General features: G+C 72.1%; 14 protein-coding genes and 1 pseudogene. 10 read left to right on the top strand and 5 right to left on the bottom strand.

Going from position 1 to position 18,533, the window contains the following annotated elements; all coding sequences use genetic code 11:
* The first annotated feature begins 116 nt into the window (after nucleotides 1-116).
* The 3 genes from OG440_RS32650 (at nucleotide 117) to OG440_RS32640 (ending at nucleotide 4,122) form a co-directional block, all read left to right on the top strand.
* Nucleotides 117-1,700 carry a hypothetical protein gene (locus OG440_RS32650; protein ID WP_406010339.1) on the top strand — a complete coding sequence of 528 codons (1,584 nt, stop codon included), beginning with the start codon at nucleotides 117-119 and terminating at the stop codon, nucleotides 1,698-1,700.
* A 145-nt stretch (nucleotides 1,701-1,845) separates the two neighbouring features.
* Nucleotides 1,846-3,219, top strand: coding sequence for a D-alanyl-D-alanine carboxypeptidase/D-alanyl-D-alanine-endopeptidase (dacB, locus tag OG440_RS32645; RefSeq protein WP_406010338.1), 1,374 nt, complete (start codon nucleotides 1,846-1,848; stop codon nucleotides 3,217-3,219).
* Nucleotides 3,220-3,423: 204 nt separating this feature from the next.
* Nucleotides 3,424-4,122 carry a LuxR C-terminal-related transcriptional regulator gene (locus OG440_RS32640; RefSeq protein ID WP_406010337.1) on the top strand — a complete coding sequence of 233 codons (699 nt, stop codon included), beginning with the start codon at nucleotides 3,424-3,426 and terminating at the stop codon, nucleotides 4,120-4,122.
* Nucleotides 4,123-4,201: 79 nt separating this feature from the next.
* On the opposite strand, the gene OG440_RS32635 is transcribed toward OG440_RS32640, so the two are convergent.
* A complete protein-coding gene (locus OG440_RS32635) occupies nucleotides 4,202-5,182 on the bottom strand; it encodes a hypothetical protein (protein WP_406010336.1) in 981 nt (326 codons plus the stop codon).
* A gap of 248 nt (nucleotides 5,183-5,430) precedes the next feature.
* Between OG440_RS32635 and OG440_RS32630 the strand changes: the two genes are divergently transcribed.
* Nucleotides 5,431-5,721: a zinc-ribbon domain-containing protein gene (locus tag OG440_RS32630; RefSeq protein WP_406010335.1), complete on the top strand. Its 291-nt coding sequence runs from the start codon at nucleotides 5,431-5,433 to the stop codon at nucleotides 5,719-5,721.
* 15 nt (nucleotides 5,722-5,736) lie between these two features.
* On the opposite strand, the gene OG440_RS32625 is transcribed toward OG440_RS32630, so the two are convergent.
* Nucleotides 5,737-6,816: a substrate-binding domain-containing protein gene (locus OG440_RS32625; RefSeq protein ID WP_406010334.1), complete on the bottom strand. Its 1,080-nt coding sequence runs from the start codon at nucleotides 6,814-6,816 to the stop codon at nucleotides 5,737-5,739.
* Nucleotides 6,813-9,173, bottom strand: a complete 2,361-nt coding sequence (locus OG440_RS32620; protein ID WP_406010333.1) for a SpoIIE family protein phosphatase — start codon at nucleotides 9,171-9,173, stop codon at nucleotides 6,813-6,815. Before OG440_RS32620 ends, OG440_RS32625 begins: the two co-directional genes overlap by 4 nt.
* Nucleotides 9,174-9,294: 121 nt before the next feature.
* Between OG440_RS32620 and OG440_RS32615 the strand changes: the two genes are divergently transcribed.
* Entirely contained in the window at nucleotides 9,295-10,383 is a 1,089-nt protein-coding gene (locus OG440_RS32615) for a substrate-binding domain-containing protein (RefSeq protein ID WP_406010332.1), read from the top strand.
* A 193-nt stretch (nucleotides 10,384-10,576) separates the two neighbouring features.
* Nucleotides 10,577-11,788: a sugar ABC transporter permease gene (locus tag OG440_RS32610; RefSeq protein ID WP_406010331.1), complete on the top strand. Its 1,212-nt coding sequence runs from the start codon at nucleotides 10,577-10,579 to the stop codon at nucleotides 11,786-11,788.
* 46 nt (nucleotides 11,789-11,834) lie between these two features.
* Here OG440_RS32610 and OG440_RS32605 read toward each other — a convergent pair whose 3' ends face one another.
* On the bottom strand, nucleotides 11,835-12,968 hold the full coding sequence (locus OG440_RS32605) for an FAD-dependent oxidoreductase (protein ID WP_406010330.1): 1,134 nt from the start codon (nucleotides 12,966-12,968) through the stop codon (nucleotides 11,835-11,837).
* 171 nt (nucleotides 12,969-13,139) lie between these two features.
* Here OG440_RS32605 and OG440_RS32600 point away from each other — a divergent pair.
* From OG440_RS32600 to OG440_RS32585, 4 genes and pseudogenes are all read left to right on the top strand, one after another.
* A pseudogene (locus OG440_RS32600) lies at nucleotides 13,140-13,411 on the top strand (hypothetical protein); the annotation flags it as partial.
* A gap of 157 nt (nucleotides 13,412-13,568) precedes the next feature.
* Nucleotides 13,569-15,767 carry a nitrate- and nitrite sensing domain-containing protein gene (locus OG440_RS32595; protein WP_406010329.1) on the top strand — a complete coding sequence of 733 codons (2,199 nt, stop codon included), beginning with the start codon at nucleotides 13,569-13,571 and terminating at the stop codon, nucleotides 15,765-15,767.
* Between the two features lie 106 nt (nucleotides 15,768-15,873).
* Nucleotides 15,874-17,010, top strand: a complete 1,137-nt coding sequence (locus OG440_RS32590; RefSeq protein ID WP_406010328.1) for a nitrous oxide reductase family maturation protein NosD — start codon at nucleotides 15,874-15,876, stop codon at nucleotides 17,008-17,010.
* A 65-nt stretch (nucleotides 17,011-17,075) separates the two neighbouring features.
* The gene (locus OG440_RS32585; protein WP_406010327.1) at nucleotides 17,076-18,101 is read left to right on the top strand and encodes a methyltransferase; all 1,026 of its coding nucleotides are present in this window, start codon (nucleotides 17,076-17,078) and stop codon (nucleotides 18,099-18,101) included.
* An 83-nt stretch (nucleotides 18,102-18,184) separates the two neighbouring features.
* On the opposite strand, the gene OG440_RS32580 is transcribed toward OG440_RS32585, so the two are convergent.
* Nucleotides 18,185-18,517 carry a TcmI family type II polyketide cyclase gene (locus tag OG440_RS32580; RefSeq protein ID WP_406010326.1) on the bottom strand — a complete coding sequence of 111 codons (333 nt, stop codon included), beginning with the start codon at nucleotides 18,515-18,517 and terminating at the stop codon, nucleotides 18,185-18,187.
* Nucleotides 18,518-18,533 lie beyond the last annotated feature (16 nt).

Raw genomic sequence — 18,533 nt, 5'->3', positions numbered from 1 at the left:
GCCGTGCCCGGCGGGGATCGTATGCAAGAACCACTACGCCCCTGTCGGCCCGTCCGCTTCGCCCGTACACTGACAAATCGTAGACGCGCGGATGCAGTTGACCAGGGGGAGCCGCCATGTCGGGGGACCAGTACGGCAGATACAACGACACCGACCACAACACCTTCTCCTACGTTCCACCCATGCCGTCGGCCCCACCGCCGGCGCCGGCGGACGGGGCCCGGGCCGTCGCGGTCGCCGTGCTCAACCTCAGCGGTCTGGGCCTGGGGTACGCGCTGGTGCGCCGCTGGGCCCTGACGGCGCTGTGCTGGGTCGCCACCGCCGTCCTGCTGTTCGTCGCGTTGCCGGCCGACCCGGACGGTGTCCCGGGCTTCGCCCTGGTCCTGTACGGCCTGTTCCTCGTCGCGGTGGCGGCGGACGGCGCGCGCGTGGGCCTGCGCACCCGGCTGGCGGGCATCCGGCAGGCGCCGCTCGCGCTCGGGCTCGGACTGCTCCTGCTCGTCGTACCGGCCGGGGGCTTCGTGCTGTACGACGGCGCGCGGGACGAAGCGACCCAGCAGATGCTCCTCGACCGGCTCGACGAGGCCGACCAGCTGGTGCAGGCGGCCGGCGACAAGCCGTTCAACTCGGCCCAGGCCGACTACCGCAAAGCGCTGGACGTCTACGCGGACCTCAGGTCCGACCACCCCGGCTCCCGGGCGGCCGAGCGGGTGCCCGCACGGATGAAGACCTACTACTCGACGGTCGGAGCCGCGTACGCGCAGGGCGAGTACTGCGAGGCGGTGGAGCCGCTGACGTATCTGCGCACGGTCCCGAAGAGCCTGCCCGACACGGACCTCGGGGCACTGAAGACGTGGCCCGACGACCGGCTGGCCACCTCGCTGTACGAGTGCGCGTCGACGGCGCTCACGGCGGGCGAGGCCAACTGGACGACGCAGTACGGGGAGCTGCTGAGCACCTTCCCCGAGTCGGAGCAGGCCGCGAAGGTCGAGCCGGCCGTGGCCGCAGCCGTCGTCCGCACGGAGAAGGACCTGCACGGGGCCGAACCCTGCTCCGCGGTCCAGCGACTGCGCACGCTCGGCTCCCAGATCGACGGCCTGGAGGCCGGACAGGCGGACATCGCCACCGCTCTCGACAAGGACAGCCGACGGGCCACGGGCAGTGCCGACACCGGCACGTACACCTGCGGCGTGGACCAGTACCGGGACGGCGACTTCGAGTCGGCACAGACGACCATGACGGAGTACGCCTCCGCCCACAAGACCGCCAAGAACGCCGGCCTGGCGAAGAAGATCGCCATAGCGGCGGAGGTCGCCCAGACCGTGCCGGCCGCCGGCAAGAAGCTGCCGACGACCCGTACCGGCGGCAGCATCTCGGTCACCGTGCAGAACGACAGCCCCGACGCGGTCACGGTGCTCTTCACGGGCCCGGTCACCGGCAGCTTCACCCTCAAGGCCTGCGGCAGCTGCAAGGCCTACTCCCTCAGCAGCACCATCAGCCCGTCGTTCGAGCCGTGCAGCAACAGCGGCAAGAACTATCCGCAGCGCACCATCAGCCTGCCGGTCGGCACCACGTACTTCCTGCACAAGCCGAACGGCGACAGCGCCGCCACGCCCGCTTCGGACACGGCCAAGCTCGAGTCGGGCTACATCTACACGGAGTGCGCCTACACGACGCAGAGCTTGGGGACGGGCCTCTGAATTCCGGGTGAAAAGACGGAGTGATTCCGCTCGCTGAATATCCGTCAGTGGCGCGCTCTATTGCCTGTGAGCTGCATGTGACGGGTGATAAGGTGCGCCGGAATTCTCTCGCACAGGGCCCCACACGAAAGCCTCGAGACACTCCATGAACGACTTGACGGCGGAAACACCCGTGCATTCCTTTGTCCCGGGCGGTCGACGCCGGCACGGCAGGTCGCCGCGGGGCAGTACCGGCGTCCGGCGGGCGATCGTGCTCGCACTGGCGCTGCCCGTCACCTCCGCGGCCCTGGCCGACCCCTCGGCGTTCGCCGCCGAGAAGGGCATCGGCACGACGGCCCAGGACACGGCGGCAGGGCGGACGCTCGGCGCGGGCGACCAGCGGATGGTCGTCAACCTGAAGACCCGCGTCCTCGACCCGCGCCTGGGATCCGAGGTCGGCGGTGTGGTCCTCGACTCCGCGTCGGACACCACCCTGTGGGACCACAACGGGGCGACCGCGCTCATGCCGGCGTCCAACACCAAACTCGCCACGGCGACCGCCGCCCTGACCGTGCTCGGGCCGGACCACACGTTCACCACGAAGGTCCTCTACGGCAACGGCACCTTGACTCTGGTCGGCGGCGGCGACCGTACGCTGACCGGCGCCGACCTCGCCGAACTGGCGAAGACCGCGGTCGCCGGGCTCCAGGCTGCGGGGCCGACCTCGGTGAAGGTCGCCGTGGACGACAGCCTCTTCGGCGAACCGACCCTGGCCGACGGCTGGAACACCGGCTACTACCCCGACTCCGTCGCCCCGGTGCGCGCGCTGGTCGTCGACGGGCACGCAGTCCAGGACCCCTCGATCGACGCCGGGCAGGTCTTCGCCCGGCAGCTCACGGCGGCGGGGGTCACCGTCGACGGGACCGTCACCCGCGCCACGGCGGGTCCGGGTGCCGTACCGGTGGCGCGGCACCGGTCGGCGCCGCTGGCGGAGATCGTCCACAAGATGATCAAGGTCAGCGACAACGACATCGCCGAGACCCTGCTGCGGATGACCGCCCTCGGCGCGGGCCGCCCGGCCACCTTCGAGGGCGGCACGAAGGTCGTGCGCCAGGTACTGAGCCTTCGGTACGGCGTCTCCCTCGACCACTTCGAGATGCACGACGGCAGCGGCCTTTCGCGGGCCGATCGCATTCCGGCCGCCACCCTCGCGGAGATCCTCGAACTGCTGACGCAACCCCGGTACTCCCCCACCCTGGGCTCCATCCTCGACGGACTGCCCGTCTCCGGCGAGGCCGGCAGCACGCTCGGCCCGGAGTGGGGCCGCTTCGACGACGTGAACTCGAAGTGCGCGGTCGGCAAGGTGCGCGCGAAGACCGGCACGCTCACCGGAGCCATCGCTCTGAGCGGTCTGACGCGGGGCAAGGACGGCAAGTGGAAGGTGTTCTCCTTCATCGAGAACAACTCCACGGCCGCCCCGAACGACATCAAGGACGCCATGGACGGCCTCGCGGCCACCGTGAACGGCTGCTGGGCCTAGGCCGCACGCGACACGAACACAGGGCCGGCGCCTCCTGGGCGCCGGCCCTTTCGCGTCCTGGCGCGGCCGGCCGTCTCGGCGTGACCCAGACCACAAGGAAACGCCACCGTTTCGATGACTGCGAGGGCTAGGCTAGCCAACAAGTGAACGAAACAGTTTCGTTCATGAGAGGCAGACGCCCCCACTCGCATGGAGAACACAGCCATGGCCTCCGTACTCGTCGTGAACGACCAGTCCCTCCAACGTGTCGGCCTGCGCATGCTGCTGACCGCCGAGCCCGACCTGACCGTCGTGGGCGACACGGCGAGCCGGGCCGAAGCGGTCCGGCTGAGCGATGCGCTCCGACCCGACGTCGTCCTGCTCGGCGGCCACCCTCCCGAGACGGACTACATCGAGACCATCCGCCGTATCGCCCGTCCGCCGCACCTCACCGCGGTCCCCCGCCCCGCCGTGCCGGGCGGACGGCCGCCGCGGATCCTGGTGCTGACCTCGGCCGGTCGCGAGAGCCACGCCTACGCCGCCCTGCGCGCGGGCGCCGGCGGATTCCTCCTCGAGGACGCCGCGCCCCACGAACTGACCGCGGCCGTCCGCGTCGTGGCCGCCGGGGACGCCGTCATCACCCCCGAGCTGACGCGGGCGCTCATCGACACCGTCCGTCACGAGCGCACCCCGCGCACGAGCGAGCGGACGGTCGGACCGGACAGCCTCACGGAGCGCGAACGCGACGTCCTCGTCGCCGTCGCCTCCGGTTGGTCCAACGCGGAGATCGCCGCCCGGCTGTCCATCGCCCCGACCACAGTGAAGTCCCACGTCAGCCACATCCTCGCCAAGATCGGCGCCCGCGCCCGGGTCCAGGCGGTCGCCTTCGCCTACGAATACGGCCTGGTGCGCCCGGCGGCCTGACGGCGGCCCCCACTCCCCCGCGTCCGGTCGCGCCACGGCCCCGTACCCCTGTTCCGGGTACGGGGCCGCCAGGGTGTGCCTAGCCGCGGTCGCGCTGGTGTACGCGGGCCAGGAGCAGGTTCGGGTCCTTCCGGGTGAAGTAGGCCGCGCTGGGGACGTAGGCGGTCCGCCCGCGGACGGCCACCGAGGTGGGGTTGGAGAGCCCGTCCCGCGGGGTGAGGACGACCTGGTGGGTGCCGTCCGGGCGGACCAGGGCGACCTCGCTGCCGCCGGTCAGGGCGGCGAGCGCCGTGTCGCGGTGGCGGTCCACGAAGGCGAAGTCGTCGATCGCGTAGAGGCGCGTCGCCCGGGTCTCGATCGCGCCCGCGCAGCCGCTGTCGCGTACCGGGATGCGCAGCAGCGTCCCGGCGTTGGTATTGGACACCCACACGGCGTCACGGTGGACCTTGATGCCGTTGACTCCGACGCGGGCCGCGGGCGGGGCGTTGCGGGGTTCGAGCGCGGCTCCCTCGGCCCACGCGGTGGGCTTGCCGCCCGAGCGCGGGACGCGCCAGACGGTGCCCAGCACGGAGTCGGCCGCGTAGAGCACGTTGCGCCGCTCGTCGAGGGCGAGACCGTTGGGGAACCCGTTCGTCGGCAGCTGTGCGATCTGCCGGGGCTTGCCGCCGCCGGAGGGGATGCGCCAGATGCCGGTCGCGCGGGTACCGGTGGCGTAGTTGACGTACAGGGTGCCGTCCTGTGCGCGGGCGATGCCGAGGACGACGGCCGCGCCGACGACGGGTGTGTGCGGGTCGGCCACCGCGGGCAGCGTCGCGAGGATCCGCTTACGGCCCTGCGGGGTGACGTTGGCGACCTGCCGGGCGTTGGAGAACGTCAGGTCGGCGGAGCCGTCGGGTTCGAGGGCGATGTTCTCCGGTGTCTCGCCCTTGGCGAAGTCGAAGTGGGCGACGACGCGCGGGGCGGAGACCGCGGGCTCGTCCGCGGTCGCGGGGGCCGTGGCGAGCAGGCCGAAAGTGAGGGCGGCGGCGGTGACGCCCGCCGAACGGGGGACTCGGGGCATGGGGACCTTCCTTGCCGGGAAGCCGGAAACGCCGCCGTGCGGCGGACCAGACGACCATGGCGGTGGCCCGGCGGCCGTCGCGGCAGTCATGGCCGGGGGATCGCCCACGTGGCCCAGGGCAAGGACCCGCCTGCCGCTCACCCGGGCGATCGGGCGATGCAGCAGACTGTGCGGTGCGGACAGCGGTTCGGACAGCCGTCCCGCCCGCGACTCGTCCGGGCGGACACTCACCCAGAAGGAAGCACAGCGTGATCATCTTCGGCACCAAGGGATACCTGTACCAGCTGGCGATACTGACGCTCGTGTGCGGCCGCTGCGGCAATCCCGCCGCGCACACGCTGCGCAAGCGGGTCACGAAGTTCAGTCTGTTCTTCGTGCCGCTGTTCCCGATCTCGACGTCGTACTCGACGCAGTGCACCTTCTGCGGCGCCGAGCAGAGGCTGACCAAGGAGCAGGCGGAGCAGTTGACGGCGCAGGCCGCGGGCGGCGTCGGCGGCCCGGCGTACGGGCAGCCGCACCAGCAGCCGTACCAGCACTGACGGCGCCCCGGCGGCTCAGCCGGTGAGTCCCGCCCGCGCGCAGGCGGTCAGGAGCTCACGGGTGCAGATCTGGCCCTTGCGGTACAGGCCGCCCTCGACCAGGGTCCGTTCGATGTCGCGGGCCGTCACCGGACGCGGTTGGAGCAGGACGGCCGGGATGCGTCGCGTCGTGGGGCTGTCGACGGTCGTGGTGGCGCTGTCACGGGGGTCCTCGCCCCGGCCGACGGCGACGGCCATGGTGGCGACCGCGGCGGCCTCCTTCGTGAACGGCTTGTACACCGTCATGTACTGCTCGCCCTTGACGATGCGTCGCACGGCGTCGAGGTCGGCGTCCTGGCCGGTGACGGGCGGGAGGTCGGTGACCCCCGCGCTCTTGAGGGCGGCGACGACGCCCGCGGCGATGTTGTCGTTGGCCGCTAGGACTCCGTCGATGCGGTCCGGGCCGAGGGCCGCGATGGCGGCGGACATGTTGGTGTGGGCGTTCTGGGTGCTCCAGTCCGTGGTGTTGTAGGACCGGGCGACGCGCACCTGGCCGGCGAGGACGGACAGCGCGCCCTTGCGGTACCACTCCGCGTTCGGGCTGGTCGGATCGCCGTTCATCATGACGACGTTGTCGCTCCCGCTCCTCGGGCCCAGGGCCTTCATCAGCGCCTCGCCCTGGAGTCTGCCGACCTGGAGGCCGTCGAAGCCGACGTAGCCGGTGATCGGGCCCTCGGCGAGGCGGTCGTAGGCGATCACCGGGACACCCGCCCGGTCCGCCTCCTGGATGGAGGAGCGCAGCGCCCGGGTGTCGGCGGCGTCGAGGATCAGGACCCGGGCCCCCTTGGTGATCATGGAGATCATCTGCTGCCGCTGCCGGGTGACGTCGTTCTCCGCGTTGGCGTATTCCGTGCGGCAGCCGGGGCAGAGCTTCCGTATCTGCGCCTCGATCAGCGGCCGGTCCGCGTGTTCCCAGCGCGGGACCGCGCGGCTCGGCAGCAGCAGGCCGACGGTGAAGTCTTCGCCGGCCGCCTTCTCGTCTCCCCCGCAGGAGGCCAGGGGCACCGCCAGGAGCGCGGCGGCGAGCACCGCGACAACTGCCCTGCGCGTCCTCACGGCACTCCCTCCGGCACGGCGATCTCGCTCCACACCTGTTTGCCGCCGGCCACCGGGACCGACCCGAAGGCGTCCGACATCGCCTCGACGAGCAGCAGGCCACGGCCGCCGGTCGCCTCCCAGTCGACGATCACCGGTTTGGCGGGGGCGCGCGGGGAGGAGTCGCTGACGGAGACGCGTACCCGGTCCCCGCGCAGCACCAGGTCGAGCCGGACCGGCCCCTGGGTGTGCACCAGGGCGTTGGTGACGAGTTCGGAGACGACGAGCAGCACCGCGTCCGCCGCCTCCTGGACCTTCCAGCGGCGCAGGGTGCGCGCGGTGAAACGGCGGGCGTGCATGACGGCGTCGGGCAGCCGCCACACCATCCAGCCGGCCCGGATCGGCCGGGTCTTCATGCCGTCGTAGCGCAGCAGCAGCAGCGCCACGTCGTCCTCCCGGCGGCCGGCGTCGCCGAGGAGCGCGTCGGCCATCTTCCCGGGGTCGGCGGGGTCGGCCGCGGCGAGCGCGACGCGGGTGCGGCGCATGCCCTCGTCCAGGGGCAGGTCCGCGGCCTCGACGAGACCGTCGGTGACCAGGGCGAGGACCGTGCCGGGGGCCAGTTCGACGGCCGTCATGGGGAAGTCCGCCTCCGCCAGGATGCCGAGCGGGGGTCCGCCCGTCACCTCGACCTCCTCGGCGGAGCCGTCGGGAAGGCGCAGCAGGGGGGCGAGGTGGCCGGCCCGGACGAAGAGGACGTTGCCCTCCTCCAGGTCCAGTTCGGCGTAGCAGCAGGTGGCGAACAGGTCGGTCTCCATGCCGACGAGGAGCCGGTTGGCGTGGGAGACCACCACGTCGGGCGGGTGGCCCTCGATGGCGTAGGCCCGGACGGCCGTACGCATCTGGCCCATGATCGTCGCGGCTCCGGCGCTGTGCCCTTGGACGTCACCGATGACCAGGGCCACCCGGTCCTGGGAGAGGGCGATGACGTCGTACCAGTCGCCGCCCACCTGGAGCCCGCGTCGGGCGGGCAGATAGCGGGCGACGGCGGTCCCACCGGGCAGTTCGGGCAGGCGGCGGGGCAGCAGGCTGCGCTGGAGCATCGTCGCGAGTTCCTGCTCGGCGTCGTGCGCGTGGGCGCGTTTGAGGGCCTGGCCGACCAGGGCGGCGGTGGCGGTGAGCAGGGACCGTTCCTCGGGCACGAACTCGTGCGGCCGGTCCCAGCCGACCAGGCACACCCCGGCTACCTGGCCCTTGGCGGGGAGCGGCAGCACGGCCAGTCCCCCGGTGCCGATGCCGGCCAGGCCTTCTTCGAGCACGGTGCCCGCGGGCCAGAGGTCCATCCGGCCGTCCCGCAGGGCCGCCTGGAGGGTGGGCAGGGCGCGCAGCGGCGCGTCGGGCCATTCCGTGCGCCACTCGGTGCGCCACACGTCCGGCCAGGCGCTCGGCTGGGGCGGGTCGAGGGCGGTCACCATGACCCGGTCGTCCTGGAGCGCGGCGAGGACCACGTGGTCGGCGGCCAGCGGCTCGCGCAGGGCGGCGACGACCACGCGGCCGACGTCGCGGACCGTCGCGGCGTCGTCTAGGGCGGCCGTCAGCCACTGGATCCGGGAGACGTCGTCGCCGCCGCGGCGCAGCACCGGGGTCGCCGTCACCACGCCCAGGACCTGTTGTGCCCCGTCCGCGGTGCCCGGCTCCGCCCGGCAGTTCAGGCTGAGCCAGCGCATCTCGCCGGTGGGGCCGCGGACCCGGAACTCCAGGTCCCGTCGCTCGAAGGCGTCGGTGGTGGGTTCCAGGACCGACATCAGGGCGTGCATGTCCTCCGGGAGGGCGTGCGCGAGCAGGGTGTCGACCTTGCCGTCGAAGTCGTCCGGTGTGATGCCGACCAGTTCGAGGAGGGTGTCGTCGGCCTCTATCAGGCCGGTGTCCGGGGAGAGGACGAAGGAGCCGACGCGCAGGCTGCGCAGGGCGGGGCCGAGCAACGGTGTCGGTACGGGTGGGTCCTCGCCCGGTCGCAGGAGTGCGGCGACCGCGTCGGCGTACCGCTCCAGGAAGCGGCGCTGCTCGACCTCGAAGCCGTCCGCCGAGGCTCCCATGACGAGGAGACAACCCAGCCGGCTGCCCTGGATGCCGAGCGGCAGCGCGCCGAGAGGGGTGCCGGCGGTCAGCCACAGGGGGTGGTCGGTGCGGAAGGCGCGCGCCGCGGGCGAGTCACCGGACAGCGGCAGGCTTTCCGGTGGCGGCGGTCCGGACGAGTTGCTTCCGGACGTGTCCACCAGCCGAAGTTCGCGTGTGCCGACCCGGGGGGCGTAGACCGCTGCCAGTGTCGCTCCGGCGAAGGTCAGGGCCCGGTCGAGGCATGTCCGCAAGGTACCTCCCATCCTGCCGCAGGTGCCGACAGGTTGAGATCGGGGCACCCACCCACCAGAATCGCATATAAGGATCAACCGAACATATCCACCGCTATCACCACCCTATTGTCGTCGACGGCAGGTATCACTCATGAAGGCCTGCATCAGGGACGCGGCCGCCGCGGTGACCGCGGTCTCCACCGCGGTCGTCCTCGCGGCCTGCGGGGCGAGCAGCGGTGACGAACCCGGCGGAGGCGACGGGCCGAGCATCGGCCTGCTGCTACCGGACGTCACCACGCCCCGCTGGGAGACCCAGGACCGGCCCCTGCTCGAGAAGAGGATCGGCGAACTGTGCCCGGACTGCGCGGTCGAGCACGCCAACGCCAAGGGCGATGTGGCCCTCCAGCAGGAACAGATGGACTCGATGATCACCAAGGGGGTCGATGTCATCGTGGTCGTGGCCGTGGACGCCCGCTCGCTCGGCCCCGTCGTCACGAAGGCCCAGAAGGCGGACATCCCCGTCATCGCCTACGACCGGCTGGCCGAGGGCCCCATCTCGGGTTACGTCTCCTTCGACGGCGTGGAGGTCGGCAGGCTCCAGGGCCGGGCGCTGCTGACGGCGATGGGCGACAAGGTGCCCGGCGCCCAGATCGTCATGATGAACGGCGATCCCAGCGACCCCAACGCGAGGTCCTTCGAGGAGGGCGCCCGGTCCGTGCTCACCGGGAAGGTGAAGATCGGCAAGTCCTACGACACCCTCCAATGGCGTAGGGAGACCGCGCACATGAACATGTCCGGGGCCATCGCGGCCCTCGGCGCCGACTCCATCGACGGGGTCTACGCGGCCAACGACGGCCTCGCCGCCGGGAGCATCTCCGCTCTCAAGGCGAACAAGGTCGACCCGCTGCCCCCGGTGACCGGGCAGGACGCCGAGCTCTCGGCCCTGCGGCGCATCGTCGCCGGCGAGCAGTACATGACCGTCTTCAAGCCGTTCGGGCCCGAGGCCGCCGCCGGCGGCGAGATGGCGGTCACCGCGGCCCGCGGGCAGAGTCTCGATCAGGTGGCCACGGCCGAGGTGCCGACGCGCGGCGGGGAAGCGGTCGCCGCCGTGCTGCTCACGCCGGTGTCGGTGACCGCCGACAACATCGGGGACACGGTGGTGAAGGACGGCCTGCACACCGTCCGGCAGATCTGCGTCCCCCGGCTCCGGGCGGACTGCGACCGGGTCGGGCTGACCTGACCGGCGTCGAACGGCCACCGTGCCGACAGGACACGCGCCGGCCCGCCGCGGCCGGGCCCCTCGGGAAGGAAGTGGTTTGCGTGCCGGAGACCCGCTCCGGGCGGACCGCCGCCCTTCTCGGGGGTGAGAGGCCCGGCGCCGGCGCCGGGCGGCGCCCGCTTCCGCGCCCGCGGGCGGCCGTGCGGGAGGCGAGGTGGTGACCCGCGTGCGGGCCGTCGCCCGTGCCGTGCGGAGCGGGCCGGCGGTCGTCCGGCGCAGGCTGAGCGCCGGTGAGCTGGGCTCACTGCCCGTCGTCCTCGTCCTCGCCGTCGTCTGGATCACCTTCCAGTCCCTGAACGAGAACTTCCTCTCGCCCCGCAACCTGTCCAATCTCAGCGTGGACATCGTGGGCACCGGGATGATCGCGGTCGGCATCGTCTTCGTGCTGCTGCTGGGCGAACTCGACCTGTCCGTCGGATCGATCAGCGGGCTCGCCGCGGCCGTCTTCGCCGTGCTGAACGTGAACAACGGGGTGCCGGAGTGGCTCGCGCTCGTCATCGCGGTGCTGGCGGGCACGGCGGCGGGCACCGTCCAGGGCTACTCCATCGCCAGAACCCGGGTGCCGGCCTTCGTGATCACCCTTGCCGGGCTGCTCACCTGGAACGGCCTGATGCTGTCCGTCCTCGGGGACAGCGGCACCGTCAACCTCGACGAGAACGGGCTGGTCGCCAAGCTGACCAGCTACTACTTCACCGACGACGCCGTCGCCTACGGCTTGGCGGCGGTCGCCGCGGGCGCGGTCTTCCTCGTCTCCGACCACGACCGGCGGCGGCGCAAGGCCGTCGGCATGCCGCACCGATCGCTCCGTGGCATCGCGCTGCGCACCGGCGCGCTCGCCGTGGTCGCGTTCGGCGTCGCGTACCTGCTCAACCGGTTCCAGGGACTGCCGCTCGCCCTGCTGATCTTCCTCGTGGTGGTGGCCGGCCTCGACGTGCTGCTCCGCCGCACCCGCTACGGACGGCAGGTCTACGCGCTCGGCGGCAGCGTCGAGGCGGCCCGGCGCGCCAGCCTCAGCGTGACGTGGGTGCAGACCGCGGTGCTCGCGGCCTCGGGCACCATGGCCGCCGTCGGCGGCCTGTTCCTGGCCTCGCGCATCACCTCGGTGAGCCAGAGCTCGGGCTCCGGCGTGCTGCTGGTCAACGCCATCGCGGCGGCCGTCATCGGCGGCACCAGCCTGTTCGGCGGGCGCGGTACGACCTGGTCGGCGGTGCTCGGCATGCTGGTCATCCAGTCGATCGCCTCGGGGATGGCGATCACCGACACTCCCCCGGCCGTGCAGTTCGTCATCACGGGCGGGGTGCTCTTCGCCGCCGTGATCATCGACTCGTTGTCGCGGCACTCCCAGGTGGCCCGCAGACAGGTCTGAGCGGGCGTTCGTGGAACGGTCGGGGTGACCGTTCCACGAACGGAGGTCACGGGGTCCGGTCGTCCTCGACGAACGCCGTGATCAGGCCGTGCGGTGCGTCGTCGCCGAACATGAGCTCGTGCAGCTTCGTGCCGTCGGTGGCGGCCGCGGCACTGCGGGGGAACATGGCCCGCTCGTACTCGGTGAGCGCGGCCTCGACGTCGTCGGGGTGCGCGGCGAGGGCCTTGGCGAGCTCGGCGCCGTCGTACATGGCCAGGTTGGCGCCCTCGCCGTTGGGGACCGAGAGGTGGGCGGCGTCGCCGAGCAGGGTCACCCCCGGGACGCGGTCCCACCGGTGCGCGATCGGCAGCGCGTGCAGGGGGCGCAGGACCGGCGCGGTGTCGGCGTCGGTGATCAGCGAGGTGAGCTCCGGCGCCCAGCCGTCGAACTCCCGCGCGATCCGCGCGCGGGCCTCGGCGGCGTCGGTGAGCTCGACGGCGGCGAACCGGTCCTGCGGCCCGGCGAGCATCGCGTAGATGTGCAGGGTGCCGCCCCGCTCCCGGTGGGCCACCACTCCCCTGCCCGGGGCGAGCGCGAGCAGCGACCCGCCGCCCACCACCTTCGCGGCGGCGGGGTGCCGGGTGTCGGCGTCGAGCAGGTAGGTCTCGACGACCGACATGCCGGTGTACTCGGGCAGGACGGAGCACAGCAGCGGCCGGACCCGTGACCAGGCGCCGTCCGCGCCGACCAGCAGGCTCGTGGCGAGCGTGGTGCCGTCCGCGAAGGTCACCTCGTGGCGACCGTCGCCGAGGGCACGGGTCCCGGCGACCTTGCGGCCCCACCGGACGGTGCCGGCCGGGAGCGAGTCGAGCAGGACCTGCCGCAGCTCGCCGCGCTGCACCTCGGGCCGGCCGGCCGTGCCGTCGTCGGGCTCCTCGAACAAGAGCGTCCCGTCCCGGTCGAGGAGCCGCATCGCCTGGCGGCCCTCCAGGACGAGGCCGCGGAACTCGTCCATCAGGCCGGCCGCCCGAAGTGCCGGCTGGCCGTTGTCCTCGTGGATGTCGAGCATGCCTCCCTGGGCGCGAGCCGTCGGCGAGGCCTCCGCCTCGTAGACCGTGGCCGCTATGCCGTGGACGTGGAGGACGCGGGCGAGGGTCAGTCCGCCGAGCCCGGCGCCGATGATCGTGACGTCGATGGTCATGTCGATTCCTTGCGTTCGCACGCCTGCCGGATGGGCACCCGGCCGGATGTCCCCGAAGATTCCGGCCCGGGCCGACAGAGCGCCGACATCGCGCCGACAGTCCCGACACCCGACCGACACGCGGCCGCGGCCGGGGGATCGGCGGTGACGAGTTCCGGACCTGCTGACCGTGTGCGGGACGGCCGGGCCATGTGCGTCCCGACGGGCCGGGAGCCGACCTGTCCCCGGACGTGAGCGACCCGGGTTCGGTCCACTTCGGCGGCACCGCCCCGAGCACGCTCGTCCGGGCCCGACACATCCGGGCCGGACACATCCGCGCCCCTCGTCCGGGCGCTGCCGGCCTCGCCGACACCCTCTTCCGTGACGAGCGCTCCTCGCGTCGCCTGCACGGGTTCCGACCACCGTTCGGCCGACCGGCCGAACGCGAGCGACGCCTTAGGTGAAAGTTGCACCAGTTTTGAACGCAGCGCCGTGGACGCCTCGTAGTGAGGGGTACCCGGCGCGTCACGCGCGAGGCGCTCCAGAGGCGATAGGTCGATCGTGCCGAAGAACTCACCCGCGGCTGAGGGACGAAGAAAGCCCCTCACCCGCAACTGGCCCGTGGCCAGACGGCTTCGGGCCGTGCTGCTGATCCCCGTGCTCGTCGCCCTCGTGCTCGGGGGTGTGCGGGTGAAACGCTCGGTCGACACCTGGCAGAACGCCGACGACGCGGTCCGGGTGGCCGAACTGATCCAGGCGGCGAACAAGTACGCGAGCGACGCGATCAACGAGCGCGATCTGTCGGTCATCCCCCTGGTGACGGGCACGGACACGTCCGACACGGTCGCCCGGGCCCGAAAGATCACCGACGCGGACGCACGGGCGTTCGACGCGGCGGTGGCCCGGATGCCGGAGACCGGCGGTCTCGTCCGGCGGGTACAACTGGTCCGCGCCGGTGAGGCCCAGCTCGCGGCCGTACGGACCAACGCGTTCACCTCCCGCATGTCCGGAGTGCAGACGGAGGAGAGCTACCACACCGTCCAGCACCCCCTGATGGAGATCTCCAACGAACTGGGCTTCGGCAGCAGCAGCCAGGCGAGCATCGGCCGCACGCTCTACGCCGTGTCCCTGACCCAGGCGGCCGAGTCCCTGATCCGGTCCATCGGCACGCATCTGCTGGTGGAGGACCGCGACCGGCTCGCCCCGGGCGAACTGGCCTCCCAGCTCGCCTCGTTCCGGTCGTACGCCTACCTCGAACAGGTGGGGTTGCAGGAGTACGTGGGCGCCGGCACCACCGCGGACGTGACGAGGCTCCGGCAGGCGCTGGCCGCCGCCGAGGAGCGGGGCAGGCAGCAGACCGCCGCGGCGGCCGCGCAGGCCGCGGCGGCGGGGCGGACGTTCGTCGCCCCGCCCGCCATCGACGAGATGATCGCCGAGATCTCCGACGGGAGGACGGCCGAGGAGCTGGCCGCGCGGGGCATCACACCCGAGTCGTTCTTCGCCGCGTCCACGCTGGGCTTCGACGCCTACCGGGGCATCCAGGTGAATCTCACCGACGCCGCGCTGGTGAGCGCCCACGCCATCGCCGAGGACGCGCGCCGGGACGCCTTCGCCAACGCGGCGCTCGTGCTCGCCTCGGTGCTCGTGGCCTTCCTGCTGGCCTCCTGGGTGGCCCGCACGATGAGCACCGGGATGCGCCGTCTCAGTGCCTCCGCCATCGAGATCGCCGGCCGACGGCTGCCCGCTCTCATCGACCAGATGTCGCGGCCCGACACCGGCGAGGTGGACACCCGGGTCGTTCCGATCCCGATCGACACCACCGACGAGATCGGCGAGGTCGCCCGGGCCTTCGACCTCGTCCATCGCGAGGCCGTCCGGCTCGCCGCCGAACAGGCTCTGCTGCGGGGCAACATCAACGCCCTCTTCACCAACCTCTCGCACCGCGGCCAGTCCCTGATCGAACGTCAACTGGCGCTCATCACCAGCCTGGAGGACAACGAGACCGACCCGGAGCAGCTGGAGAACCTCTTCCGGCTGGACCATCTCGCCACCCGGGTCCGCCGCAACGGCGAGAACCTCCTGGTGCTCGGCGGCGAGCGGCCCGCCCAGCAGTGGGACCGGCCGCTGCCGCTGGTCGACGTGGTCCGCGCGGCCTGTTCGGAGGTGGAGCAGTACGAGCGCATCCGGCTCGCCGGGCTGCCGGAGGCCCAGATCGACGGCCGGGTCGTTCCCGACCTCGTGCATCTGCTCGCCGAACTGCTGGAGAACGCCACGGTGTTCTCCTCCCCGCACGCGGAGGTGCGGGTGACCGCCGTCCGGCTGCCCGACGGCCGGATCACGGTGGAGATCCACGACGAGGGCATCGGGCTGGAGGCGGACGACTTCGCGGTGATCAACCGCAAGCTGGCCGACCCGCCCACCGTCGACGTCGACATCTCCCAGCACATGGGGCTGTTCGTGGTGGGCCGACTCGCCGAACGGCACGGCATCCGCGTCCAGTTGCGCCCCGCCGGCGAGACGTCGGGCACGACGTCCCTCGTCATGCTGCCCGGCACGGTCACCCAGCCGCTGCCGGGAGCCCTGCCCGACTCCGACACCCTGGCGCTGGCCCTGCTCAGGACCGTCCCGGAGCCTGAGTACGCGGGGGCCTCGGTCTCTCCCGGCGGCCAGGACTCCGGTGACGCCTTCACGGACTACGAGTCGTGGCAGGACGAGCCGGCCGGGAAACGGCCCGCCGACGAGCCGCCGGCGCCGAGCGCCCGCCCACGACGGCTCTCCCGGCGCGCACCCCGGGGCGGCCGCCGCCCACGCCGCGGCTGACCCCCCTTCCGGTGGGTGGCGTGCGGCGCGGGGGGTGCGGCGCCGGGACACGCCACCGGATGGCCCATCACGCCGGTTCCGGGCTGTTCGGCCATAACGTGCAAATATGAAGAAATGCCATATCGCATACCTGGCGTGCACCGCCGCACTGATCGGGACGGGGCTCGGAGCCGCTCCGTCGGTCGCCGACCACACGGTCCATGTGGTCCACCCGGGGCAGTCGATCCAGAAGGCGGTGGACGCCGCCGAGCCGGGCGACACCGTTCTGCTCACGTACGGCACCTACCACCAGAGCGTCGACGTCAGTACGCCCGGGCTCACCCTGCGCGGCGTGGGCCGCGGCACGGTGCTCGAGCCGGCGGCGGGCGCGAGCACCGGCAGCACCGCCCCGAGCACCGGATCGGGCGCCGCGAAGGACTCGAAGGGCTCCAAGGGCTCCAAGCAGACCAAGGCCGCGACCAGCTGTGCCGCGAGCGGTAGCGGCATCTGCGTCGTCGGGACCAAGGACCAGAACGTCGACGGCGTCACCATCGCCGGCCTGACGGTGTCCGGCTTCGCCAAGAACGGCGTCTACGCCACGGAGGCCGACGGGCTGACCGTGCGGCACGTCACCGCGGTGAAGAACGGCGTGTGGGGCATCGCCACCGAACACTCGGTGCACGGCGTGTTCCACGACAACACCGCCCGCGACAACGGCGACGCGGGCCTGTTCCTCGCCAACACGATCAAGGAGGAGCAGGGCGCCACGGACACCGAGGGCACCGTGGTCGAGCACAACCGGCTGGAGGGCAACCGGATCGGCGTCACCGTGCGCCGGCTGCGCAACCTGACCCTCGCGGGCAACCGCGTCACGGGCAACTGCGCGGGGATTTTCGTGGTCGGCGACGAGAACAAGCCGAAGGCCGGCTTCGTGACGGTGCGCGAGAACCGCATCGAGCGCAACAACAAGTCCTGCCCGAAGACCGCGCGGCTGGACGCCCTCCAGGGCTCCGGCATCGTCCTGACCGGCGCCGAGGACAGCCTGGTCACCCGGAACGTGATCAAGGACAACGTCGGCAAGTCCCCGCTGTCCGGCGGCATCGTCCTGTTCAAGAGCTTCGTGGGCACGACCAGCGAGCGGAACCGGATCAGCGACAACCTGCTGCGGGGCAACTCCCCCGACCTCGTCAACACGGACACCGGCAAGGGCAACACCTTCGAGGGCAACTCCTGCCGCTCGTCCAAGCCCGCCGGTCTGTGCTGAACCGCACCGGCTCCACGCACGACTCCGCGAACCTCACGAACTCCAAGAAGGAAGGAAGGCGGGACATGACGACCGCTCAGTCTGCCCCTCCGCCGTCGATGCGGCTGCGGGAACTCGCGTTCGGGGCGGCGTGTGCCGCCGCTCTGCGCGCGGCCGCCCGGCTGGGCGTCGCCGACGCCCTCGGCGACAGCCCCATGGCCGTGGAGGACCTCGCCGCCGCGGTGAAGACCGAACCCCGCCCGCTGCGACGGCTCCTGCGGGCCCTGTCCTGCTACGGCGTCTTCGCCGAAGGGGCGGACGGGACGTTCGCGCACACCGACGTCTCCCGGCTGCTGCGCGAGGACGACCCCAACAGCCTGCGTGCCATCTCGCTGTGGTGCACCGAGCCGTGGACCTGGGACGCCTGGCCGATGCTGGACGAGGCGGTGCGCACCGGCCGCAACGTGGTGGAGGACCTGTACGGCAAGGAGTTCTTCCCCTACCTCAACGAGGACGCCCCGGAGTCCGCCGACATCTTCAACCGTGCCATGACGACCTCCAGCGTGCAGTCGGCGCGGGACGTCGCGGACTTCCTCGACCTGACGGGGTGCACCTCGGTCGCCGACATCGGTGGCGGCCAGGGGCACGTGGTCGCGAGCCTGCTGGACAAGTACCCGTCGATGCGGGGGGCGCTGCTCGACCTGCCCCGGGTGGTGGAGAACGCGGTACCGCGCCTGCTCGCGGGCGGCGACCTCGCCGACCGTGCCCGCGTGGTGCCCGGCGACGTCCGTACGGCCGTCCCGGTGAAGGCCGACGTCTACGTCATCAAGAACATCCTGGAGTGGGACGACGAGAGCACGGCCCGTACGCTGCGCAACGTCCGCGAGGCGGGCGGCCCCGGGACGCGGGTCGTGGTCATCGAGAACCTCGTCGACGACTCGCCCTCGATGCGGTTCAGCACCGCGATGGACCTGCTGCTGCTCCTCAACGTCGGCGGGGCGAAGCACACCACCCGGAGCATGGTGGACCGGCTGACCGAGGCGGGCCTCGTCATCGACGACATCAGCCCGGTCAACCCCTACCTGCACGCGTTCGACTGCCACGTCGGCTGATCGGCACACACGGACGCCCTCAGACCACCGGTCGCCGGGCCCGCAGCGTCGCGGGCCCGGCGACCGGTGAGAGCCGGCGGGGGTCAGCCGGCCGGGTCGCGCTCCCAGAGGTAGAAGCGCTGCGCCATGGCGTCCTTCGGGGAACGCCAGGTCTCGGGGTCGTACGCGCTGACGTACGCGGCCAGCCGCTCGCTGACGTCCCGGAACTCGGGATGTCCGGTGATCTTGGCGATGGCGGGTCCGGGCTCGCGCTCGGACTCGATCAGGTGCATGTACACGTCGCCGAACTGGAACAGGCTGCGCCGGTTCACGCCGACGAGCCGCGGCAGCTCCCCCCGGTCGGACTCCTCGAACACCTTGGCGATGTCGGGCGCCGATCCCGGGGCCATCCGGGCGACGATCAGAGCTTGGTGCATGGTGCTGTTCTCCGTC

It is taken from the genome of Streptomyces sp. NBC_00637 (genome assembly GCF_045161545.1).
Lineage (GTDB): Bacteria > Actinomycetota > Actinomycetes > Streptomycetales > Streptomycetaceae > Streptomyces.
This window is presented reverse-complemented; position numbering and strand designations above follow the sequence as displayed.